General features: G+C 47.3%; 21 protein-coding genes. 4 read left to right on the forward strand and 17 right to left on the reverse strand.

Annotated features, from left to right (window positions below):
- Nucleotide 1: 1 nt before the first annotated feature.
- The 14 genes from M977_RS00955 to M977_RS01020 all read right to left on the reverse strand — a co-directional run bounded on the left by M977_RS00955 (nt 2) and on the right by M977_RS01020 (nt 15078).
- Nucleotides 2-1921, reverse strand: coding sequence for a type VI secretion system Vgr family protein (locus M977_RS00955; protein ID WP_064511682.1), 1920 nt, complete (start codon nt 1919-1921; stop codon nt 2-4).
- The gene (tssG, locus tag M977_RS00960; RefSeq protein ID WP_064511683.1) at nt 1909-2862 is read right to left on the reverse strand and encodes a type VI secretion system baseplate subunit TssG; all 954 of its coding nucleotides are present in this window, start codon (nt 2860-2862) and stop codon (nt 1909-1911) included. Before tssG ends, M977_RS00955 begins: the two co-directional genes overlap by 13 nt.
- A complete protein-coding gene (gene tssF, locus M977_RS00965; protein WP_245163468.1) occupies nt 2853-4652 on the reverse strand; it encodes a type VI secretion system baseplate subunit TssF in 1800 nt (599 codons plus the stop codon). Before tssF ends, tssG begins: the two co-directional genes overlap by 10 nt.
- Nucleotides 4653-4660: 8 nt before the next feature.
- Entirely contained in the window at nt 4661-5080 is a 420-nt protein-coding gene (locus M977_RS00970) for a GPW/gp25 family protein (RefSeq protein ID WP_064511684.1), read from the reverse strand.
- A gap of 50 nt (nt 5081-5130) precedes the next feature.
- Nucleotides 5131-5622, reverse strand: coding sequence for a type VI secretion system tube protein Hcp (locus M977_RS00975; protein ID WP_064511685.1), 492 nt, complete (start codon nt 5620-5622; stop codon nt 5131-5133).
- A 27-nt stretch (nt 5623-5649) separates the two neighbouring features.
- The gene (tssC, locus tag M977_RS00980; protein ID WP_064511686.1) at nt 5650-7131 is read right to left on the reverse strand and encodes a type VI secretion system contractile sheath large subunit; all 1482 of its coding nucleotides are present in this window, start codon (nt 7129-7131) and stop codon (nt 5650-5652) included.
- The gene (gene tssB, locus M977_RS00985) at nt 7128-7592 is read right to left on the reverse strand and encodes a type VI secretion system contractile sheath small subunit (protein WP_064511687.1); all 465 of its coding nucleotides are present in this window, start codon (nt 7590-7592) and stop codon (nt 7128-7130) included. The genes tssC and tssB overlap by 4 nt, the downstream gene beginning before the upstream one ends.
- 296 nt (nt 7593-7888) lie before the next feature.
- Complete coding sequence (locus tag M977_RS00990; protein WP_064511688.1) at nt 7889-8380, reverse strand: hypothetical protein; 492 nt, start codon at nt 8378-8380, stop codon at nt 7889-7891.
- Nucleotides 8381-9151, reverse strand: a complete 771-nt coding sequence (locus tag M977_RS00995; protein ID WP_064511689.1) for a winged helix-turn-helix domain-containing protein — start codon at nt 9149-9151, stop codon at nt 8381-8383. It abuts the gene before it with no gap.
- Nucleotides 9152-9253: 102 nt separating this feature from the next.
- On the reverse strand, nt 9254-10354 hold the full coding sequence (locus M977_RS01000) for a hypothetical protein (RefSeq protein ID WP_064511690.1): 1101 nt from the start codon (nt 10352-10354) through the stop codon (nt 9254-9256).
- 42 nt (nt 10355-10396) lie between these two features.
- Nucleotides 10397-12853 carry a TcfC E-set like domain-containing protein gene (locus M977_RS01005; protein WP_064511691.1) on the reverse strand — a complete coding sequence of 819 codons (2457 nt, stop codon included), beginning with the start codon at nt 12851-12853 and terminating at the stop codon, nt 10397-10399.
- 81 nt (nt 12854-12934) lie between these two features.
- On the reverse strand, nt 12935-13423 hold the full coding sequence (locus M977_RS01010) for a CS1 type fimbrial major subunit (RefSeq protein WP_064511692.1): 489 nt from the start codon (nt 13421-13423) through the stop codon (nt 12935-12937).
- A 40-nt stretch (nt 13424-13463) separates the two neighbouring features.
- Entirely contained in the window at nt 13464-14198 is a 735-nt protein-coding gene (locus M977_RS01015; RefSeq protein WP_064511693.1) for a fimbrial biogenesis chaperone, read from the reverse strand.
- A 283-nt stretch (nt 14199-14481) separates the two neighbouring features.
- Nucleotides 14482-15078, reverse strand: coding sequence for a helix-turn-helix transcriptional regulator (locus tag M977_RS01020; protein WP_064511694.1), 597 nt, complete (start codon nt 15076-15078; stop codon nt 14482-14484).
- Between the two features lie 332 nt (nt 15079-15410).
- Between M977_RS01020 and M977_RS01025 the strand changes: the two genes are divergently transcribed.
- Together M977_RS01025 and M977_RS01030 are read left to right on the forward strand one after the other, a co-directional pair.
- Nucleotides 15411-16292 (forward strand): winged helix-turn-helix domain-containing protein, encoded by an 882-nt coding sequence (locus M977_RS01025; protein WP_064511695.1) that lies wholly within the window; start codon nt 15411-15413, stop codon nt 16290-16292.
- On the forward strand, nt 16289-16783 hold the full coding sequence (locus tag M977_RS01030) for a hypothetical protein (RefSeq protein ID WP_064511696.1): 495 nt from the start codon (nt 16289-16291) through the stop codon (nt 16781-16783). The genes M977_RS01025 and M977_RS01030 overlap by 4 nt, the downstream gene beginning before the upstream one ends.
- A 133-nt stretch (nt 16784-16916) precedes the next feature.
- On the opposite strand, the gene M977_RS01035 is transcribed toward M977_RS01030, so the two are convergent.
- Together M977_RS01035 and M977_RS01040 are read right to left on the reverse strand one after the other, a co-directional pair.
- Nucleotides 16917-17366 carry an autotransporter outer membrane beta-barrel domain-containing protein gene (locus M977_RS01035; RefSeq protein ID WP_074391961.1) on the reverse strand — a complete coding sequence of 150 codons (450 nt, stop codon included), beginning with the start codon at nt 17364-17366 and terminating at the stop codon, nt 16917-16919.
- Between the two features lie 5 nt (nt 17367-17371).
- Nucleotides 17372-18483, reverse strand: a protein-coding gene (locus M977_RS01040) for an IS3 family transposase (protein ID WP_157092016.1) whose coding sequence is annotated in 2 segments (ribosomal slippage) — nt 17372-18222 and nt 18222-18483 — 1113 coding nt in all. Because the reading frame shifts where the segments join, the coding sequence is not laid out codon by codon here.
- Nucleotides 18484-19087: 604 nt separating this feature from the next.
- Between M977_RS01040 and M977_RS01055 the strand changes: the two genes are divergently transcribed.
- Together M977_RS01055 and M977_RS01060 are read left to right on the forward strand one after the other, a co-directional pair.
- Nucleotides 19088-19831, forward strand: a complete 744-nt coding sequence (locus tag M977_RS01055; RefSeq protein WP_064511701.1) for a YciC family protein — start codon at nt 19088-19090, stop codon at nt 19829-19831.
- Between the two features lie 59 nt (nt 19832-19890).
- A complete protein-coding gene (locus M977_RS01060; protein WP_064511702.1) occupies nt 19891-20427 on the forward strand; it encodes a septation protein A in 537 nt (178 codons plus the stop codon).
- Nucleotides 20428-20658: 231 nt separating this feature from the next.
- Here M977_RS01060 and M977_RS25765 read toward each other — a convergent pair whose 3' ends face one another.
- The gene (locus M977_RS25765; protein ID WP_064511703.1) at nt 20659-22557 is read right to left on the reverse strand and encodes a tail fiber/spike domain-containing protein; all 1899 of its coding nucleotides are present in this window, start codon (nt 22555-22557) and stop codon (nt 20659-20661) included.
- Between the last annotated feature and the right edge of the window lie 17 nt (nt 22558-22574).

The following is a 22574-nucleotide window of genomic DNA, read 5'->3' on the forward strand; positions in this document are numbered from 1 at the left end:
GTTAACCCAGCTTGATAAGGCCGCCGTCAATGGTCACCATGGCGCTGCCCTTCAAATCGACTTTCGCCCCTTTAACGGCAACATCCGCCTGCCCTTCAATCGTGATCTTCGTGCCTTTAAGCGTGATGCCCGATGAAGTTATGGCGATTTCATTGCCTCCGACCTTAAAAACAATCTCCTTGCTGGACTCTATGACGCAGGCCTTATCGGCTTTTAACAGGCTGCCACCGCCGGAAATCGTGGTTTTCTGCTCCCCGCCATCAACCTTAATGGTCTGATTGCCTTTGAGCGTCAGACCGTAATCCCCGTCATCAAGCGTGACGCTGTAAGCTCCCTTTTTCAGGTTCTGCGCGAAGTTGCCCTGCTCAAGCGTGAGTTCACTGTTGCCTTTTTTGAGTGTCAGCAGATCGTTACCTTCGGTTAATTCGCTGGTGCGGTTAGCAGCGATGGTGATTTGCGCATCGTTATTCACCGTTAGCAGCAGATCTTTTTGCGAACCGACAATCAGCTTCTCTTCATCTTTTTTGTCATCAAAGACAATACGATGGCCATCGGTTACCTCACCGTCTAAGGTGCTGCGCGAGACAAAACCCGTATGATTTTTGTCATCCGGTAAGGTCATCGGCGAAGGGTTCTCATTGCTGTAGACCGAACCGGTCACCACCGGGTGATCAGGATGCCCCTGAATAAAACTCACCAGTACTTCGCTGCCGATACGCGGTAAAAACAGTGCGCCAAATTTGTTGCCAGCCCAGGGTTGCGCGACGCGGATCCAGCAAGAACTACTGTCATCTTTTTTGTTTTCTTCATCCCACGGGAACTGGATTTTGATGCGACCAAATTCGTCGGTATGAATCTCTTCGGAATCAGGCCCGACTACGGTCGCAGTCAACATGCCGGCAATGCTCGGAACAGGTGTCACACGTTCAGGTCGGAAGGGCTGAGCCAGAGGCCAGCACGCCACCGTACAGGAATAGCCGTTCGCCGATTCGAGGTTACTTTGCACGCTTAAAGACAGTTTGCTGATGGCATATTTGGCATTGGCAGACGGATGCGCCGTCAATTCAAAACTTTCACCCGCACTTAACCAAAAAGCATTCATCTGCGCGCGATAACGCTGACTACCCAGCTCACTGCGCTGCTGACGTATTTCGCTACAGGCCGATTGACGCTCGCCATCTTTCTCCCCGTTAGCCTCAAGGTGGTGCAGTTGCGCTACGTTTGCGCAGCCGAAGTCATTCAGATTGTCGGCTGTACTGGCGATGAGCTGGTTATTGACCATCCAGCTCAGGACGCCAACATGGTCCTGGGTGCCGCTGGTTGGGTGAAACGGTAATGAAGCAATTTTCGATGCGGTCCATGCCTTATCGTGGTCAGCCAATACCATTTCATGCTTATCTTCACGGTGGGTGAAGAAATAGCTGATCCCGGCGTTTTCCAGCAGACGTGAAATAAAATCAAAATCACTCTCGCAATACTGAATAAAGTATTCCTGCTCCTGATAATCACCGCTCAGGCTAAGCTTAACGTCGGTGACGTCATGCTCTTTGAGTAAAGCCAGAACCAGATCCGGCACCGTAGTGCGCTGGAATACTCGCAGATTTTTACGTAACCGTGTCAAAACCAGGCGCGGCTCGATGACTGCATGGTAGTAATCCAGACCATCCCGGTGATGATCCTGTTCAAGCTGCATCACCACACCATGCACCCAACGTTGCTGTTCACCCTCACCAATACGGCAGGCGACTTCCTTGCCCAGCCACGATGTTGCATCAGCGCCGTTGGCGGTAGTAAAACGCGCGAGCCAGCGATATGGCGATGAGACCGCCTCTTCACCTTCAAGTGATAACAGCACCCACGCTTTCGCACAGTCACCTGTCCAGCCGATAAACCGGCTTTCCTGATTCATTAATACCGACATTCAGTTAACTCCTTAGATAAACGCAGACTGCGCGCGGGACGTGTCAAATCGCTGCCCAGGCAGGCATCCCGGCCTAGCTGGCTTTCAGCCAGAGGTTTCGCGGCTGAAGAGTGGTTATCGATTTGCAGTTCAATATCAAAATCCAGCCCCGGCCCGAGGTATTCGCGAAGCCTGCGGCACAAATGCGCAAAGTCATTTTCACCAGGAAAAAAACGCAGCGCCTGCAATTGAGGCAATGGGCCAATCGTGAGCAGAAAACGGCTCTGATGCTCCCAGCGGACTCGCCCCAGCATGGGTGCATTACTCAACGGCTGGGCGGATGCACCCAGTTGGCAACACCAGACGGCATCGGTTTGCTGCCAATGGCGACTAAATGGCGTAATGCTCATTGGGGCGGCAAAAGCGTGGCCCAACAACGTTTCCAGATTCACCATCGAGCGCACTGCCGGTGCAAGCAACGAAGCATAGCGACCGTCAGAAAATGCCGAAGATTCGTGCAGCACTCCGCACAGTGCTTGTGTTGCCTGGGCAAGCGGCATCTCGTCGCGTAGTTCGGCACGGGCGTAATAGTGATATTTTTCCCAGGCCAGATAACGCAGACACTGCAGGCGATGGGTGAAAATATCGAAAAAGGCTTTTCCTGCGCGATCGCCATAACGGTAATAACGTTCAATCAACCATTCGGTATACACCGCAGGTAAGGCACCCAGCGCACCGGTTAACCCTTGTGCCCACACTTCCACCTGCCAGCGCCCATCATCAGTACGGGAAATTTCCCCGACATCTCCCTTCGGGGCGTCCAGCGATAAAGGCGAAACAAAACGGATGGCTTCATCCAATAGCTGCTCTTTATCACCGGAGTGCTGGCACGACACAGCCTGGAGCAACAAACGCACCTGCTGGTAAAAATTGAGACGATTTCCGCCGCGACTTAAATCCATGACAACCTCCCGGCGCGAATGGGCCACAGATTTCGCGTCTGGGCATCACGGTCAATTTGCGTCACAAGGCGAGAGAAGCTGTTAACCGGCGCATACAATCCGAGAAAGCGGTCGAGGAAACGGCACAGTAAAAAATATTCGCTTTCGTGCTGCGCATCCGGGGAAAAAGTCAGGGTGATTTCCACCCCACGCGCCAGCGAATGTGGGTCGCCTGAGACCAGCCGCGTGTTAACAGGCGTCACGTGCAGTTCCTGAATCATCGCCACCAGGCGGCTGAATGCGTTGTTGTTCGTGAAGTTGTACAGCGCCAACGTCTCTTTCAGCACCTGGCAGCCCTGCGGACCGCTGAGCAACACGTGGTTGAGCGTTAACTGCGAAATAAGGCGCCAGCGTGACGGGCTATTTCCCGGCGGTGATTGCGGTTCGGTTGGGCGGGTGATGGCGTTAATAATGATCCCAGCCAACGGTAGATCTGCTTCAAAATCACCTTGTGGATCGCCATTAAGCATGCGTGTCGGCAGAGATCCGTTATGACAGGTTACATCCAGTTGAACCACATCACCTTCCGGAAGCAGGCTCTCGCCTTGCCTGTCGGCAAACGCAATCACGCTTTGATGGCGCACCTGGTTGTCCGCAACCTCTTCGCGCTGTAGTTGCTGCCAGAACAGGCCGTTTTGTTCATCAATGCCCGCCTCGTCCAGCCCCAGCAATGAATAGACATTCAACGATTGGGTTTGATTCTCACGGGTACGCTGGATCCTAACCCGATTGATTGACCAGACTTCCACATTCTGTTGCGCACGCACGTCCGCCACCACCGGATACTCGGCAATTTGCGCGTTCAGGTTGATAGGTTCCGCACGTCGCGTGTAGAGGTTGATCGCGGGCGTACAATTAAGCCGGAAGAAACCAGGGTCGAGCATCAATGCCAGGTTATCGAGTTGGCGCGCAAGCGAGCAACGGTTAAACACAATACGGTAACTAAACTGGCTGCCGCCAGATGCAGAAAAGCCTTCCGGTAATGGCAGATCAATAAAATGGAACTTCTGCGAGAACAGTAAATAGTCATGCATCAGGCTGTGGGTAGCCGCAACCCGTGCATCACGGTTGTAAAGCTCCTCCCCGGCGGCAAACCCGACTTCGCCAATCATTTTAACCGGCAGATCATGCGCCTGTTCATCCTGCACCAGGGTGAGCTGTTTCACTTGCGAGCCGATTAACGCATACAACGTATTGACCTGGTTTGCACTACCGTGCAGGTGAAGGCGCAATCGCTGGTCTTCGACCTTTGCTCCAGACCAGACTGAGAAATGCAGTTGCAAGCACCAGTACATCTGGTCTGCGTCGAGCGCGAGACTAAAATTGTCCAGCGATGCAGGCCACAATGTGAGCGGATACAGGGTTTCGAAACGGCACGGCTGGCCGTCAATGGGTTTTGTGGTCAACCCGAGACCGGCCGCCAGTTGCTTTTTGGCCGTCATCCCACTGGCTTTACGCTGTGGCGTTAGCTGAACAATGCAGGCTGAGGGAAAGGTGCGCAGCAGTTGCGGGGCCAGGGTTTGCATTAACCCGCTGGTCACCTGCTGCATATCGTCATCCAGCCGTTGATGGATTTGTGCCGTCAGCAGCGCGAACGATTCAATCATCCGCTCGATATGCGGATCTTCAGTACGCCCTTCAGAGAAACCTAAGCGACGAGCAACTTTAGGAAACAGGTGTGCGAAAGCTTTACCATGCTGATGCAGAGTGCTTAATTCTTTCTGATAATAGGAAAGCAATTTTTTCATCATAATAATAGCTACACTTGCTCGTTTAAATAAAAGGTACTCATCGCATCATCCCAGATTAATTTGTAGCTGAGTGATTGCGTATTCCACTGCGCCTGAATAACAAACTCCACGCGCGGTAAATTCGGTTGATATAAATTCACGCTCACATCGGTGAGACGGGGTTCAAAACGTTGCAGTAAATTAGTAATCCGTTCGCGCATTATTTCTGCTCGCGAAATTAACGGATCTTGCTGATAAAACCCTTCTTCAAGACCATAATTAATAACCGTATAATTAACATTGTTATTAGTTTCTAATCCTGGGATTCTTGGACGTGAATCAAAAAGCATCCGCAGCTCATCAAAAATCCAGCCACTTTTTAATTCCCATTCTGCATCAGGGTTATCTGGCGTATCATCAGCCAGTCGCTGTAGTAATGAACTTTTCATCATTTGCCTGGAAGAATGGCGCACCAAGATGCGCCATCCCACACCAGTAATTAAAGCTTGGTGTTCTCGATATTACTCCAGGACATCTCACCTTCTTTATTGGTTTTCGGGTCAACCGGCACAGCAACTTTATAGTTAACCGTATCGTAGGCCATATTTAACTCTTCGATTGGCACACCACCATTATTAGAGGCAGTGATTGCCTGAGCCACGAACAGACACTTGGTGAACGTCCAGCGAACCAGTTCTTTGTCATCGCTACCCAGTTTCGTCATCAGCTTAATAACGACTTCTTCCACTTCCGTTGCTTCAGCAACTTTAGTGGTGAGCTTAGGCGTACGCTCGTCAAGGTGCTTTCTCATTGGAATGTTTTCAAAATGAGGTGCGCCATCGTTGCTGATTTTGCCGCTGCTTCCATCAATTTTTGCAGAGCTGAAAACCTGCATTGACGTCTCTTCCAGTGGGATCCACTCTTTAATATCCGTAGGTGGTTTATCGCCAGTAAAACCTTTGATGTGAAGGAAAAGGGTGTTCGTTGACATATTTTAAAACTCCATGTTTTAACTTAATTAAGCACCAGTTGATGCAGGAAGTTCTGCGACCAGGCGCAGAGAAAGGGTTAACCCTTCCAGTTGGAAATGCGGTTTTAAATAGGCGACAGCGCGGTAATTCCCCGGAGCCCCTGGGACTTCAAAAACGTCCACACGCGCTTCACGTAATGGCTTTTTAGCTTTGGTGGCCGGGCCCACATCATCAGAGGCGGTGACATACTGGCTAATCCACTTTTGCAGATAGCGTTGGCACTCATCTTTGGACATAAAGCTGCCCACCTTGTCGCGCACAATCGCCTTCAGATAATGGGCGAACCGCGAAGTCGTCATGATGTATTGCAGCTGGCTGGAAAGACGCGCATTAGCGTTAGCCAAATCTGAATCGTATTTACGCGGCTTGTTCACCGACTGCACGGCAAAGAACGCGGCATAGTCGGTCCCATTGCAATACACCAGCGGAATGAAGCCCAGATCGGCCAGTTCTTTTTCGCGACGGTCAGAGATCGCCACTTCGGTTGGGCACTGCAACACGTTTTCGCCACTGCTGGCGGCATAGCTATGAGCAGGCAGAGATTTCACTAAACCACCACCTTCTACGCCGCGGATGGCAGCACACCAGCCGAACTCTTCAAAGGCTTCCACCATGCGGCCTGCAAGCTCGTAGGCCGCATTCACCCAAAGATAACTTTCGTTAACATCCTGCTCGTTATGGCTTTCTTCAAAGTTGAAGCTTTCGACAGAAATCGTCTTCGCACCGTATGGCAGGCGACCAATGACTCGCGGCAAAGTCAGGCCCACATAGCGAGCATCGTCTGTCGCACGGAATGACTTCCAGCGTGCATAGTCGGAGGTATCAAAAAGTTTGCCCAAATCACGTGGACGCGGCATTTCACCAAAACTATTCATGGCGAACATGCCCGGGTTTGCAGCACTCAGGAATGGTGCGTGCGCAGCGGCGGCAACGTGAGAAATTTGCTCGAGCAGCATGATGTCTTCAGCGGTGTTATCAAATTCGAAATCACCGACAAAGGCAGAGTAAGGTAGGCCACCAAAGGTGCCGTACTCGCTTTCATAGATGGCTTTAAACAGTACAGACTGGTCGAAATCAGAGGCTGATTTAAAGTCCTTGAGCAGCTCTTTTTTGGTGCAATTAAACATGCGGACATGGGTGTTTTCAGTCACGCTGCTTTGCACCAGCTTATGCAGGCCACGCCAGGAGGACTCCATTTTCTGGAACTCCGCCGCGTGCATAATGTGGCTAACCTGCTTTGACAGTAGTTCATCAATAGCGGCAATACGCTGTTCAATGCTGCCTACCAAATCGTGTGAAATGACGACAGCACCGGTAGCAACCTGCGCAAGGAAGCTGTCCAGTTGGCTTTTCACCTTAGGACGGTCTGCTTCTTTACGAATCGCCTGGGTGTTATTGATAATATCGTCCAGGTAATCCAGTTCAGTATCGGATTGCGCCGCGGCTGGCGTCACGGTCATATCGCTCATTCCGTGGCTCCTTTGGCATTCTGCTGACTGAGCATTTCGATAAGTTGCTCTTTCAGGCGATCGTTACTGGCCGTTCGATTGCGCAAATCACTCAATTGCTCTCGCAGTTCAAGTAATTTACGCAGCGGTTCAACCTGCGCGACAATATTGTCTGGAGTAAAATCATCCAGGGAATTAAATTTCAGCTCAACAGCCAGCTTGCCTTCATTTTCTGGCAAGGCACTGTCAACTAACAATTCAACTTTCGGTGCCATGCCTTCCATAACTTCATTAAAATTGTCTTTATCAATTTTAATGAACTGGCGGTCGCGAAGTTCATCTTCACTTTGGGTGAATTCACCCATCACACCAATTACCAGTGGCAACTCTTTACTTTCCTGCGAACCGCCAGTTTCGACGTCGTAGCTTATTTGCACCCGTGGTGGACGCGTCTTTGATAATTTACTCTGCGTGTTACTCATTAATCTTCACCAATACTGATATGAGGCTATGGATTATCCCTTCTCGCCTGATTGAGTACTTTCAACTGAGTTGAGGCGGTGAATATCCGAAGCCACAATAGTGCGTTCCAGCTTTCCCCTCTCGTTTGAAAGTGTGAGAAATTTACCTATCGTCCAGGAAAATTCCCACGCAAATAACCTGATTTAACCTTACTGCATATAATCCGTTTATTATCAATGTATTACTTTGCAGTCTTAAGTGCTTTATGAAGGAGTAAGAACCATTCAGGTCAGGTAGAAATTAGGGGGCGGGTAGATTACTGGCTATGACAATAAAGGCGAGGCATACCTGCCATGCTGACGATGACATCATTGTTGTCCAGTCGAGCCAACTGGTAATAGTCACGGTGCTGTTTTTTATAGGTAGGGAATAAATATGTTTCAGCTAATGGCTGAGGGAGATTGTCGCCAAACGCAGGGTGTACTTGCTGGGTCAACGAATGCAAATATCCTTCAGCCAGATGATAGTTTAGTTCGGCACGTCGGTTAATTCGCCAGTGTTTTTCTCCACTAAGTTGTGTTGCAGTCTGTACTAAACCCCCACTAATAAAACTGATCGCTGTTCGGTCGGGATAATAGTGAGTTTTAATCGTTCCTTGTAAGGTAATGGATTGCTGCTTTACAATTTTTATTTCAAAGGGCACCGAGCAATAGAGTTCCAGCCCGGTTTTAGCTGGATATGAAAAGAGCGCCAACCAGGGCGCAACATTTAATGTGACGAATACGCTCGCCAGTATTTTTTTGTTCATTTAACCACTCGAATCACCAACCATAATTGATGTAATGCAGCCATTATCCTGCTCTTTTATTTCCCGCCGACATAAAAAATAACTCTTCAGAGTTTGTTCAGCACTGTGGTTGATGTAAACATATTTTGCTGGGGTGCCGTCGGGCATAAGAGTGATAACACGTTGGTTGATATCATGCGCCGAGGAGTCCGGGTTTTGCACATAGATTGCTGTGTCCTGTGCCTGATGGGAAAAATGCCAGCCAGATTGCATTGCCGGTAACGGGACTGGGCCACTCTGATTCCGATAAATTAGCGCCAATAATAAAAGATTAAGTAACAGTAATGGCAGCCATACTGTTAACCAGCGGGCAGGTAAACGCGCCACCGGGGCCAGGGAGTGTAAAGTTAACAACTCTGTAGCGGCCGGTAACGTTATTACCTGCCTCAGTTTTTCTTCAGGTTCAATAACCAGTGCCGTGGAAAGTTTATAGCCAACACGTGGCATGGTAATAATTAGCCCACCATCAAGATTAAAATGCTCAAAGGCCTTACGCAGTTGAGAAATCATCTGCCATAAACTGCCTTCCGACACCACCGTACCAAACTTCCCCCAGCCATCATGCAGCAGATTTTTTTTACAGAGCACCTCACCCTGATGTGCAATAAACAGGGCGAGGCAGCGACTGGTGGTCGCACCTAATATAATGAAATTATTTCCATCATTTACCTGAGATAAGCAGTGTAGATCCTCATCAAAAAGGATCGTGCTGTTTAAAACTACTTTAACCATAGATAACCTGAGGCATGAATTATCCCACACACACTCACCAACCATACCTTATAATAGATAACACTACTCATTATTTCATAACGCCAGGTTTAAAAAACGCTTCTATATCATTGTTTCAAATACCACAGTAATATTCCCGGACCATTCAGAACCAGGCAATGCCATCATTTTATTTAACTCTGCGCCCGAAACTTCAACCGTTAATTTTCCTCTGGAGGTGGCTGGTGACAATCCTGAGAAAAAACGAGTTAACGATATATATGAGGGACTAGACATATAAATAATATTAGCATTATCTACTCCTTTCCACGGTTCGGGTAATGTCATTTTTACATTTAGTCTAGCCAATCCCCCGCTACCATCAGAAATTTGACAAGTTCTTCCTGTATAGTAGGTGCACTCCTCCAACCTTACGCTGACCCACCCCTGAGCACTGACTTTAAAAGGGATGTCGCGGTAAATGCGTGATGGAGTTAAACCACGGCCAACCCAGCTACTCCAGCCATCCTGAGGCGCTAATACTGCATGTTGTGCGCCTGGTGGAAATGTCACTTTTAGTGGCAGGTTAGAAACATGTACCTCGATGGGTATTTCTATTCTGTCGGTGTTATAAATGGCCTCCGGCCCCATATCAAAATTTTTGCCAGGCCCCAAATTATACGCAACACTCCCTCGATAAATACCTGGGGAGGTAATCGGTGACACAACATCCCAATGTTTTAATACTGGATCACTTGCCGTGCTAATTTTATTGTATGAAATTCTATCAGCACCACGAGTATTGTAATAGTAGCATGTTCCATTAAATTCAAACTGCAGTGAAAAACTAGTTATGCTATATTGACCACCTTTATTATGGCAGGTTCCACTACTAAAAGGGTATTGTGTTCCGAGATTTGAATAAGTAGCGTCCAACGTCCATAATACATCAGATCTTGTTGATAATGATATGATATCCCCACTTTCATTGGTTAATATTACTGTCGTACGTGGAACTTGTGTTCTAAACAACACCTGCCCCTCATCGCCTGCTGTGAAATCTTTTTTAACATCAATATTAACTTCATACTCCCCTTCGACCATCACACTGGAACTCTGACCAATAATATAATACCCTTTTAAACCGGAAGCATGTGTTTTAATTGACAGAAAAACATTGAAAATAATAAAAACAACAACATTGCATTTAAGGTAAAAATTCATAATCCCAACCATAAGTCATTAAAAATAGCATCAGGCAAACATTTAACTTTTCGCGCACTGAATATCACCCACCATCAACGCATTGTTTTCCTGCGGATGGGCGTTAATATCCAGCGTTAATTCACACAGTTGTTTATCATTATGGTGAATAGCCAGCGTAGGTGATGAGGCATTCATTTCAACGGCGAAAAAACCACCGTGTTCGGTCACGCTGCGGCTGGCGTGGTTAACTACCTGACCACCGCGTATCGGCTCACCGCTGGCATCCAGTACACGACCAATCACCGTGACAGTTTTCATCACCTGGATTTTACGGTACTCCACACCACCACGGTTAAGCTGGTAGCTGGTGCTTTGCGGCTTAATGGTGACCGCATGATCGTCTTTTTCTAAATCGAACTGCAGATGCCCGGTTTTATACGGCTCAACCGGGATAAAGTTACGCCCCGGGCGCAGAGGCGTACTACCACCGTTTAATTCTTCTGCACGCAAATGCACTCCCGGCACATCAGATTCAACATCTATAATCATACCCGCACCGCTATAGTGCGACTCACCGCTGGCCGCAAGCTTACTGCGCCCCATTGCAACGGTGCTTTCAAGGTTAATCCCACCACTAATCCCTGAGCTGTAACTGGATTTCTGGGCATAGGTATCGCCGCGCAGTAAGCTGTTCTGGAAACCTGCACCTACGTCGAGACCCATGCCATAACGGTCTGCGGTTAGCGTAGTGTTCAGGTTACGCACAAAGCCTTCGTCATAATCCTGCTGCCAGCCCAGAGAGGCGTTATTGTCGCGGCCACCATCACGTGCGGTTCGGCTACCAAGGCGCGCATTGACACTGCCCGATTTGGAACTGAGGCTCCAGCTAAGGTTAATATCAATGCCACGGTTGCGGCTGTTACCACTACTGTAACTCCCTGGACGGTCAAACAGCGACACGCGCCATAAGGCGTTGTTGCTAAACAATTCGCCATTATGCTGCCAGCCAATATCCACCCCGGTACCATTACTGTTACCGCTGCTGTTGCTGACACGGCTGGTCAGACTATTTTTCTGCGACAAGCGGTGTTGCAGGTTTGCTGAACTGGTGCGGGTCTCCCCTTTGTAGCTTCCGTAACGGGTGCGGGTATCCAGCCAGGACTGGTTATGACTGAGGACCAGGCTGCCGCTCCCATAATTATAAATTCCCTGCACATCGACCCCTTGCCCGTAATTTTGCGCCCAGGAGAGGTTGTTATAGATACTGACACTGTCGCTGATACGCCAGTCAAGGGTGGTGCCATATTGCATATTGCCCTGAACCTGCTGCACAGAAAGGCCGCTAACCAGACGCGGATTAAGCAAATAGTTAAGCATCACGCCAGCATTGAGCTTGCCTTCATCCTGCTTTTCCCAGTTGCTAATCAGCTGAGTTGATTTCCCGGCATACAGGTTATAGCGCCAGCGGTTGGTCGGGTCGGTCCAGTTCTCTGGCTTATAGATGGTTTCATCGCCGCGATAAGTCACATCCCCATCTTCCACCAACCGGACTTCAACCGGGTAAATCCCCCCCGGTAGAGTGCGCGTATCAATAGTCTGCAGCCCCGGCTGAACAGGCTGGCTGTTGATTAGCTGCTGGTTACGGTAAATTTCGACGATTCCCGGGCGGTTTACCGTCACGTAAATCGGTGTTGAACTCGGGCGGTCGTTACTGATAGCCAGCGTATCGGAACTGCCAAACATCACGCCAATGGTGGTGTCCGGGCGTCCACCCATGGTAATCGGCTGCAAGCTGATGTTGTTGCTGTCGGGGGTAAAATAGCCAAGGCGTAAAAAATGCCCTTCATATTCGCGCTGGGCGTACAAATGCTGCATGCTGTAATGCATTTCATCGTAGTAGCCATTGCTTTTCGCCATTTGCCAGCCACTTTGTGCGCTCCATGTCCCGAGGCTTGCGATGGTATCCAGCCAGTAATTACCAGAAGTGCCCCCTTCACCGTCGTTCACCAGGTTAAGCTGGTTGCGCATAATCAGGCCCAGCCCGCTTTCTTCTGGCAGCAGGTAATATTTCGCTTCTCCACTAATGGTTTCAGCATCTGCGGTGACTATCGAAAGCTGTGAGTTTTCGATGCTGTACTGAATTGCCAGCAGTTTTTCTGGACAGTCAGCGCTGCAATCCCCCAGCTTGCGTTCTGTTTGCAGGATTTGAGCCCACTGCTGCTGGCGCTGCAACATATGACCCTGTACATCCATGTTGTGGGTAAATTCCAACAACCGGACCCGCTCATCACGTGAGAGCGTGATCATCGCTTCCCCAAGCAACTGCCCGTTGAGCTCGACTCGCACAGCCAGAGGCACGTCGAAAAAGTGCTCGGCAAACCCAGTGGGCAGTTGTTCAGTTTGTTGCAATAAACTAGTGGTAGTCACTGGTGTTGCATGGGCAGAACCGACACTTAAAAGCGCTAAAGCGATACTGCCTGCCAACACGTTTTGCGGAAAATAACATCGGATATTCATAATCAGCCATTTAATGCGGGGGTATCTCTTGTGCCCACGCGACGGCAGGCACAAGAGATAAAAAGAGATACTGCTAATTAATTACGGGGTAGTCTCAAACAGCATACCAACCAGGCCGGTGTAGCTACCCGGTGCATAACCACCCGCAGGTGCATCGGCAGCACGGACCTGGAATGGCACTGTCTGACCAGTGGCCGAAAGCGTTGCACTCAGAACTTCAGCACTCGTCGTGGACAACGCTACGTTATTTACCAGTACGCTCAGACCGATATTTTCCGCTGGAGTACCATTGCTGATTTCAACCGGGGATGTCAGTTTTGCAGTAATCGGCCCAGTGGTGCTCTTCATATCCAGTTGACGGACGAAGGTTGCCAGCGTTTTGGTCTGCGCGTTGTAATCCAGGTTCTGAGGGTCGTTCATCCAGTTACCACCGCCTGCTGGCGTAACGTAGAAATCATCAGTCGGAACAGTAGCGGTCACGGTCATTTGGTGAGCAATTGGGTCCGCAGCCAGTGCACTTGCAGAAGCCAAAACCAACGCCAGTGGTGCCAGCGCAATAAACTTTTTCATAAATTTAAATCCAATTAATAAAGTTGAGGTTAATAAAAAGTTAATATCTCTTGGTTTTGTCACCTTCAATCAACTGAAAATGAAAAACCTGTCCTGCTTTTTTCGTAAAGTCACGACTGGCTCCCGGTAATATGTGGTGCTTTGCCGTGACATCACAATTCTTTCCGTTGCTATCACAAGTTTTGAAGTGGTCTAAAAAGATCACACTGTTTCCGTTATTACGCACCGTCATGCCACTTTCATTCTGCGTAATATCAGTATTAAAACTAACTTTACCTGGGCGTACATAAACAATAGTGCCGTAACCTGCGAGTATATTGACGCCAGCACTCAGCGTTGCGCCGTAATCACTGACTTCTTTTTGCGAAACATTAAAACCACCTTTACTGTCTGGCATTACCGGAATATATCTCACCCGGTAATAGCGTTCTTGCTGTCGATCACCCATCACAAGTAAACGCACGGTTTGCATACTTTTCGCCGGAATAATCAAACGTGCTGGGCTGGCTATGAGCGTATGCCCACCCGATGATTTCACCTGGTTAATATCCATCGCTGGCTTTTCGTTGCTTTCGCTTTTGTTTCCTGGAACGATCTCGCTGACATCAACCTTAACAAAAGCCGTGGCATCACCATCGTTGCGAATACGTTTTACAAAACTACTTTTGTCCGCATCGATGTAATCCTGCATCATGCCCACACTAATTTCTGGTGCTGCCGTGTAACCAATGACAGGCAATATAACCCCGGTTAGTAGCAAAGCGATTTTTTTCATTAAGTTCAATTCCCTTCAACATGGCGATTATTTACAGCGTTAACCAACCAATATAAATAATTTCTAATCTTGTTAGCGCGTTATTCGCACACCTCATTGAATAGCTCGCTCAATCGACGAGGTTCATAATAGTGTTTAACGGAAAAAAACAACACTCACTTTCACTGAATAAACCACACCATAATAATTTTTTAATTATATAAAACAACAGGTTAGCCAGTAAGGTAAAGTAAGGCAACTTTTAACCATGGTGCAACCCAATGCAATGGGTGTGTTAACCGTTTTAAATTTGATGATAACCAAAGCGCCCCAATAGATTACTGAACAGTTCTGTTTTATGAACATTGAGCTTTTTTAGTGCATATGATTTCTGCGAGTAGATAGTTTTAATACTACGCTGTGAGTTAGCTGCGATGGTTTTAATCGTCTCTCCCAGGGATAAAGCCATCAGAACATTCTTTTCCTGAGGCGTCAGGGAAAAATGCTGCCCATCTCGTTTACAGAACCTGACTTCTTGTTTTATACAATCGAGCAGTGCTTTTTCTTCCAGACACTTGTGATAATATCTGACACCCATAATCCCACTGTTATCAGTGCCGGAGGTGAAAATCATAAAAATCGCACTGGGAAATAAGTTGCTTATCCATTTAATGGCAAAATCACCGTAGATTTCCGAAAGATAATAACTATCTATATCGAGACAAATAACACCACTGAAATGTGAAGCAATGGATTTATGAAAAATGGCCAACTCTCCCAAACGAAAACTTATGACCTCATTGCACCTGGTGGCACAATTCTTCAGAACCTCGCTAAACTTGACGTCATCCGAAATAACGACCAGGTTATGCCTACTAAATAGTGATGATGTTCCCGTCATTTGTTGTCTCTCCTTAACACAACCAGTAATAAAATCGCCTTCCCGGTACATATAACTTAATGAATAAATGCAGAGACTATTATCATAGCCTTTTTATAATTAATCACAGTACTCTGATACATTCCAAATCAACACTTAAAAACCCTCAAAAAACCTGATTGAGGCGATTCAGAATACTCTCAACAGGAAAATTAGATAATTTCAGCTTGTTGGGTATGAAACCCCTTTATTATATTTAACTAAAAACATTTAATTACCCCCAAAGCTCTTCATTTGCCTGTATAAATCAGTTAAAATGTTAAGAAGTTGTTTCGTGTTTAGGATTAATCTTAATGGCACAATATCGTCTCAATGAAAGCTTACTTTTCGATGATGAGACATTTCAGCTCGGATCTTTAGCTTCGCCCCAATCACCTATAAAGCTCAGCGCTACGGCGTCGCGTTGCCTGAAGCTTTTTATTGAACGGCAAGGAGAAACTGTTGATAAGGAAACCCTTATGCATGAATGCTGGGGTAAATATGGATCACTAGTGACCGAAGGCAGTATGTGGAAGAATATTTCCCAGCTACGGCAAGCCTTCCAGAACCTGAATATTCCTTTCGACGTCATCGTGACTGTTCCGCGCCTGGGTTATACCTTTAGTTCGCAAATACAGGTCGAGTTGCTTGCTCCCTCAGTAAGGGTAACTGTAGATGAGCCACTCCCCGATTTAGCTGGGGTTTCGGAAGTAACGCCTTTAGACTCCCCCGTTAACGATACCCAGCCAGAGAGTATCCCCCAACAAACTTCGCTCCCGCATACTTCCGCAACAATCCCACGGCGCGGTATACCTAAAGTGGCGTTAGTGATTTGCACTATATTGGTGTTACTCAACGCTATCGCAGCAGCAGGTTATTATCTCTACCAGAGCGACGCCAAAAAGCTCGGGTCTTTTGATACCCGTGAGCAATATCGGCCAATGGCGTCAGATGGAGACACGAAAGTCTTTCTACAGTCTCCACTCACTGAAGAATCAAGTTATGCAAAAGTCGCTCTTAAGCGTTTTTATGACGAGAAACCGCAAACTCTGGCTGGCAAGAGTGTGAACTACCTTTATATCAACAAAGTTTCCAGCCATGTGGTCAGTAGCTACTTTCTTTGTGACCGGCCAATATCTGAAAACGATAATGGTTGCAGCGCGTATTTCAGCCTGAAAAGTGAGTCGACCAAATGAAAAGAATTCTTTCTGTCTTTATACTGGCGGTTTTACTGCTTTCTCCCTGGTTAGTCGCTCTAAAACTTGATAAGCGTAACGGTGTAGAACTTTATTGTCAGGTTCCTTATGTACTTAATTCAGACAAAGAAAACAGCATGCAGCTCAAGGGAACCATAAAAACACATTACTATCCTGATGGCAGCGGCATTGGCATTCTCAGTGGTAACATGCGCTACCTGGCGCAAGGCAGTTCCAAGCCCGTCAATTACACTATTCACCGGAATACCCGCTTTAGTTATCAGCTTGATCACTCTTACATTACGACCCATACCAAAAGCATGCATCCCGCCTACGGTGAGAACATTCCTGACGCAGTGGCCAACGAATACATATTCCCAAGTTTTAAAGACCATTTTAAAGATTACTACCAGATTCAAAGGACAAGTAATGGCGATATGATCGTTAGCGTTGCCAATATGCCGAGGTTGTATTGTCATACTGCTGGCTGAACGTGGTGATGATAAGACGTGTTTCAAATTCACAATGTGAACTATAGAGATACTCAGATAGAAAGGATGGTTTTTACTGAAGTGAGTGATGCCCATCCTGGGCATCGTTTATTTTAAATGGCGTTAAAAAGGATCAGAACTGCCACCTGACGCCGCCAGTGTAGCCCCAGCCTTTCGCCCCGTTGCTGTTGATCTCTTTGCGGTAATCCACTTCGACATACAGTGACAAATCATTTTTCCAGGTGATTGTCCCGCCGCCACCTAGCTCGCCCATCTGCCCAAATTTACCGCTGGTGAAGGTCTGGCTGATATCCATGTTTTGAGAACCAATGGTGGTTTTCGCTTCTCCGCCCCAGCCGCGATAATAGTTGGCGCGAAGATAAGGCGTGTACTGACGCCCTTTATCATCAAGCCAGGTGCGATCGGCGCGCACGCCTAAGCGCCCAATGGTCTGGCTATAATCCTGATACTGCACAGTCGTCGCATCCTGGTCGGTGAAGTTATCCATATTAATGCGGGTGTACATCAACTGAGCCTGCGGCTCGAGCTTAATGTCGTTGTCGAAGCGATATTGTAAGCACACCCGTTTTAGTTCCACGCACTTTTTGAGATTTCCGGTTTCTCAGCCATCAGCCGGTACTCTTCCGGTGTCAGGTTATTCAGGGATTCATGGGGCCGCTCACTGTTGTATTCGTTCAGCCAGCGTTCCGTTATTTCCCGTGCTTCGTTCAGCGTTCTGAACAGATAAAAATCCAGTATTTCGGTCCGGTATGTTCGGTTAAATCGTTCGATAAACGCGTTCTGCGTCGGCTTACCCGGCTTGATAAATTCCAGCATCACACCATACTCTTCAGCCCATTGCGCCAGAGTCAGTGAGATCAGTTCCGGCCCATTATCCATCCGCATCTTTAGCGGATATCCACGGTTTGCCACTATCCTGTCCAGCACACGGACGACGCGCTGCGCCGGGATATTCAGGTCAATTTCGATAGCCAGAGCCTCGCGGTTAAAATCATCCACGACGTTGAAAGTCCGAAAACGTCGGCCACATGTCAGTGCGTCGTGCATAAAATCGATGGACCAGCTCTGGTTCAGCGCCTCCGGCGTGGCCAGCGGAGCCGGATTGCGTACCGGCAGACGTTGTTTGACCTTGCGACGAAAATTCAGTTTCAGCAGACAGTAAATACGGTGCACGCGTTTGTGGTTCCAGATGAGCCCTTGTCTACGAAGCACCTGAAAAAGCTTCTTAAATCCGTATCGCGGATAGCGTTCTGCCAGTTCAGTCAACGCCAGGAGCACCGGTTCATCACGCCGGGTATCGGGTTGATAAAAATACACCGTCCTGCTCAGCGAAACTGTCCTGCATACCTGGCGGATGCTCATGGAAAATTGTGCAGTCAGATAGCTGACAAGCTCCCGCTTTATCGCTGGTTTTAAAGCTTTTTTTCGATAACGTCCTTCAGCGCCCGGCATTCCAGACTCAGATCGGCAAACATCTGTTTTAGACGACGATTGTCGTCCTCAAGATCTTTGATTTTTTTAATATCAGCGGGTTCCATCCCGCCATATTTCGCCTTCCAGTTGTAGTAGCTGGCTTCGGAAATAGCGGCCTCGCGACACACATCTTTGACGGTGCGCCCGGCTTCGACAGACTTCAGAACGGCGATGATCTGGTGCTCGGTGAATCGGATCTTACGCATAGCGATCTCCACAGGTGACATAATCAGTATGTCGGAAGATCTGTAAAAGTGAATGGCACGGATTACAGGGATACTTACAGAAAGTCAGGGTCTACAATAAGGTCGGAAGGTTTAACCTCTAAAAAATATGACCTATTATTACGGTCAGAAACACGGAAATCAGGGGTGTAGGGTAATTTTTGTCCCTCATAAAGATAATAGAAACCTTCAGGCTGTGCCTCAAAAGTTTTGATTAGTGGGGAAAACTCCAGATGAAAGCATGTATCGAACTCGAGTGATGATTCAACTATAAAGACACTATTCATCTTTGCACTGGCAAATTTGAAGAGGTTTTTTACTCGTGAGTGTTTAAGATGCCGACGGTACATAGTACCCCCAACGAGTTGTTGCTTTACTACAAATTTAGGTCATGTATACCTCTACTACAATGTATGTCAGCTTATGGGTCCAGTTTGTCAACTTATGGGTAAAACGACATTCCACTCCAGATCAATTTTCACATTGACAGTAACTTACTTACTGCGCGCATCTTGTCGGTGCCAGCGCCCTTCATCCAGGGTACAATTCCCGCTGTTTTTTAACCGAGCAACATCAAGGAGAGTGCATGTCTATCACGGCGGGTTCTGTGTACCGTGACACGGGGAATTTTCTACGCAATCAGTTTGTTACTGTTTTACTGATTGCTTTACTTTGTGCCTTTATTTCGGTTGTGATCGGTCACGCCTTTTCACCCAGCGACGAGCAAATGTCTATCCTTAGTGAGGGAGATAATTTATCGAATAGCATGGGGCTGTTTGATCTTGTGCAAAACATGACACCTGAGCAGCAGCAAATGTTACTTAAAGCCTCTGCGGCATCAACATTTGCGGGTCTGATTGGCAATGCAATCCTTGCGGGTAGTGTGCTGGTTTTAATTCAGATGGTGAGTGCCGGGCAACGCGTAAGCGCACTGCGTGCGATTGGTACATCTGCGCCTGTATTGCCTAAAATCTTTATTTTGATGTTCCTGACAACCTTCCTGGTGCAAATCGGCATCATGCTGATTGTGGTACCAGGCGTGCTGTTAGCGATTCTGCTTTCATTCGCGCCAGTTATGGTAGTGCAGGATAAAATAGGGATTTTCCAGTCGATGCGCGGCAGTATGCGTCTTGCCTGGGGAAATATGCGCCTTGTTGCACCTGCGGTGATTAGCTGGTTACTGGCAAAAACTGCACTCCTGATGCTCGCATCTTCATTTGCAGCACTGTCACCTGCGGTTGGCGGGGTGGTAGCAAATACGATAAGCAACCTGATTTCTGCGGTGTTGCTCATCTATGTATTCCGTTTGTATATGCTGGTACGCCAATAACACTCACTTACTCCTGAACCTCTAACTGAAGGTTCAGGAGTCATTTTACGGAACAGATTATGAAGCAGTTTCTCGACTTCCTGCCCCTGATTGTTTTCTTTGCATTCTATAAAATGTACGACATTTATGTGGCCTCTGGTGCGCTGATCGTCGCCACCGGTTTTGCACTGATCTATAGCTGGTATAAATTCCGCAAGATAGAAAAAATGGCGCTGATCACCTTCCTGATGGTGGCCGTTTTCGGCGGCCTGACGCTGTTCTTCCATAATGATGAATTTATCAAATGGAAAGTCACCGTGATCTACGGCCTGTTTGCTGCCGCACTACTGATTAGCCAGTTGGTGATGGGAAAACCGTTGATTCAACGTATGTTGGGCAAAGAGATCTCTTTACCACAAGGCGTATGGTCACGCTTGAACGTCGCATGGGCGTTGTTTTTCATCGTCTGCGGCGCACTGAATATTTACGTTGCGTTCTGGCTACCACAAAGCGTGTGGGTCAACTTTAAAGTGTTCGGCCTGACTGCTGCAACGCTGGTGTTTACGCTGTTGAGCGGTGTTTATATCTATAAACACATGCCTCAAGAAGAGAAATGATTCACCATGTATTTTTATCATTAAATTCATATAGATAGATAAAAGCATAAAGACAAAATCAACTAAAAGACACGCTATCGTGTACACATTGCAGATAGTGTGTCTTTTTTAAGCAGAGCATTAGCGCAAGACATGGCTAGTCATGTAGCGCTAATTTTTTGCCCCTTATATGCCCCATCACATAACCGGCACATCGTCGAACTCACCACTCCACATAATGCTTCTGATAAACTATATAAACCTAACCATTCCCTCTAGTATGTAGTCATTATTTAACAACCAAGAAGTGTCCCCCGCTCCCGCTGGGTCATTAATATATAAGACTGTCAGATCTCCGACCTTCGCATATGTTACTTTCTGTCCTGATATGTCTTGCACCCAACCATTCATAAGAATTGCTGTGCTGCTAAAGGATATTAATGGGTCTGATTTTTTATGCCACTTTAGTGCTACGAGTATTAAATTGGCTTCGCTATAAAATATGTCAGTGGATATATTAAGAGCGTTGGGGCCGGGAGCAAACACTGATCCAGTAACACCAATCGCTTTTCCGGTAACGACAGGTATCTGGCCAGACAACATTACAGGATGTGATATTAGATTTAAAGAGTCCTCCTTGACTAATACATGGTCGCTAGTCAACGTATCGCGCAAAAGCTGAACGTATGAATTTTCGTCATAAACAATCCCAGTATCTGCACTAGCTGTCGTTTTGTATTCTGTCAAATGGCTAGCAAGCCTAACATCTGCAATGCTTGATCCGAATTGGATGGACGACCGTTTTGCAGGGGAGTAGTTATACTGAGCAGCTTGCCATATTTCACTGCGCCCCTTTAGATTATTGAAGTGACCCTGTTTTTCCACTCCGTACGCCCATGAAGGCTTACCTATGAATAAATCAAAATGATCTGTTGTTGTAAACTCAAAAAGATTATCTGTTACTAGTTCTGCATACCACCCAGTATTTTGATACCCATAAGTTATGATTTTAGCCTGCACACCTTTTGTTACCCCTTCATAAGTACACTCAGTGTGCGATATGTTCTGACAATTTGGCACCGCCCCAGCATCAGTTGGTATTATGTCGTCGTCAATTAGTTCGCCGTACTTACGCCCGGCAACAGTAACTTTTTCGAATCGAACCTGATTGCATTGATGGCGCATCTGGTATGCGCTTACCTCTTCGAAACCAGATTTCACCCCCCTAATAAGTATATTCTTAAAGAACGGATAAAAAGACAGTCTTGCATCCCATGCAATCCCACAATCCTTAAATGTCAGGTCTTCCATTCCGCAACGTTCAGTAAAACAATTTAAATGGAATACTTTTGATACCCCTGAAAACATAATTCCCTTTATTAAAACACCGCGTAATGGTGCCTGCCCGATGGCAACCGCATCATCCAGTCCGTGATTAGTTACAATATTACCATCGCTGTCTTTATAAGCTGATTCAAAAATCCAATCTGGTGATGAAGACGTAATAGTGGCCCAGTTACCGATCAGGCGGGTATCAGTAGTAAGTAATATTTTTCCCTCAATCTTGTAATGCCCATCTACTATTATATTTGAACTAGTACCCCAGCCAAGCGCGGAACGGTTTGCTATTGCTGCATTAATTGCTGCGGTTGCATCCTGCCCCGGTGTGGCCCCCCACCCGCGTATATCACCCGTATCTCTCCATCTAGCCATCTGCAGTTCAGGATATTTAGTGGCTCCATCTGGATCTGAAATTTGTTTACGAAGCACATCACTTACATCTACCAGCTGCCATTTTCCATCACCAGTACCGCCAGCGGTTCCCGGCGTCGAACCAGCCGGTATTACTTTTGGCAGTGTTGCTAAATTATCCCAGCGATACCATGCGTCATCTGTGGTGTCCTGAACAATATCACCTGGGTTAGCTACGGTTGCGCCGCCCTGGAAAGTTCCGACAGGATTCAAGCCGAGATTGTAGATCTGCTGTAGCACAAGTTGCTTCAAGCCTTCAATAGTGTAGTGTTTGCCACCAAAGCGATCGATATATTGCTGTGCCAATGACGTTACGAATTCATCAATTTTCCCTGCGTTGAATTTCAGGTCTTGTGGCTTTTCGCTTGGAACTGGAAGTTGCGTAGGTGTGGTAGTCATAATTTTTCCATTAAAAA

Source organism: Buttiauxella gaviniae ATCC 51604, assembly GCF_001654835.1.
In the GTDB taxonomy this organism is placed as follows: domain Bacteria; phylum Pseudomonadota; class Gammaproteobacteria; order Enterobacterales; family Enterobacteriaceae; genus Buttiauxella; species Buttiauxella gaviniae.

Excerpts from the sequence above, each read along its gene's own strand:
- M977_RS00955 (WP_064511682.1), bottom strand. The coding sequence starts at position 1,921 with ATGTCGGTATTAATGAATCAGGAAAGCCGGTTTATCGGCTGGACAGGT.
- M977_RS01000 (WP_064511690.1), bottom strand. The coding sequence starts at position 10,354 with ATGAATTTTTACCTTAAATGCAATGTTGTTGTTTTTATTATTTTCAAT.
- M977_RS01030 (WP_064511696.1), top strand. The coding sequence starts at position 16,289 with ATGAAAAGAATTCTTTCTGTCTTTATACTGGCGGTTTTACTGCTTTCT.
- M977_RS25765 (WP_064511703.1), bottom strand. The coding sequence starts at position 22,557 with ATGACTACCACACCTACGCAACTTCCAGTTCCAAGCGAAAAGCCACAA.
- M977_RS01015 (WP_064511693.1), bottom strand. The coding sequence starts at position 14,198 with ATGAAAAAAATCGCTTTGCTACTAACCGGGGTTATATTGCCTGTCATT.
- M977_RS01025 (WP_064511695.1), top strand. The coding sequence starts at position 15,411 with ATGGCACAATATCGTCTCAATGAAAGCTTACTTTTCGATGATGAGACA.
- tssC (WP_064511686.1), bottom strand. The coding sequence starts at position 7,131 with ATGAGCGATATGACCGTGACGCCAGCCGCGGCGCAATCCGATACTGAA.
- M977_RS00990 (WP_064511688.1), bottom strand. The coding sequence starts at position 8,380 with ATGAACAAAAAAATACTGGCGAGCGTATTCGTCACATTAAATGTTGCG.
- M977_RS01010 (WP_064511692.1), bottom strand. The coding sequence starts at position 13,423 with ATGAAAAAGTTTATTGCGCTGGCACCACTGGCGTTGGTTTTGGCTTCT.
- tssB (WP_064511687.1), bottom strand. The coding sequence starts at position 7,592 with ATGAGTAACACGCAGAGTAAATTATCAAAGACGCGTCCACCACGGGTG.
- M977_RS00975 (WP_064511685.1), bottom strand. The coding sequence starts at position 5,622 with ATGTCAACGAACACCCTTTTCCTTCACATCAAAGGTTTTACTGGCGAT.
- M977_RS01005 (WP_064511691.1), bottom strand. The coding sequence starts at position 12,853 with ATGAATATCCGATGTTATTTTCCGCAAAACGTGTTGGCAGGCAGTATC.
- M977_RS01020 (WP_064511694.1), bottom strand. The coding sequence starts at position 15,078 with ATGACGGGAACATCATCACTATTTAGTAGGCATAACCTGGTCGTTATT.
- tssF (WP_245163468.1), bottom strand. The coding sequence starts at position 4,652 with ATGATGAAAAAATTGCTTTCCTATTATCAGAAAGAATTAAGCACTCTG.
- M977_RS00970 (WP_064511684.1), bottom strand. The coding sequence starts at position 5,080 with ATGAAAAGTTCATTACTACAGCGACTGGCTGATGATACGCCAGATAAC.
- M977_RS01060 (WP_064511702.1), top strand. The coding sequence starts at position 19,891 with ATGAAGCAGTTTCTCGACTTCCTGCCCCTGATTGTTTTCTTTGCATTC.
- M977_RS00995 (WP_064511689.1), bottom strand. The coding sequence starts at position 9,151 with ATGGTTAAAGTAGTTTTAAACAGCACGATCCTTTTTGATGAGGATCTA.
- tssG (WP_064511683.1), bottom strand. The coding sequence starts at position 2,862 with ATGGATTTAAGTCGCGGCGGAAATCGTCTCAATTTTTACCAGCAGGTG.
- M977_RS01055 (WP_064511701.1), top strand. The coding sequence starts at position 19,088 with ATGTCTATCACGGCGGGTTCTGTGTACCGTGACACGGGGAATTTTCTA.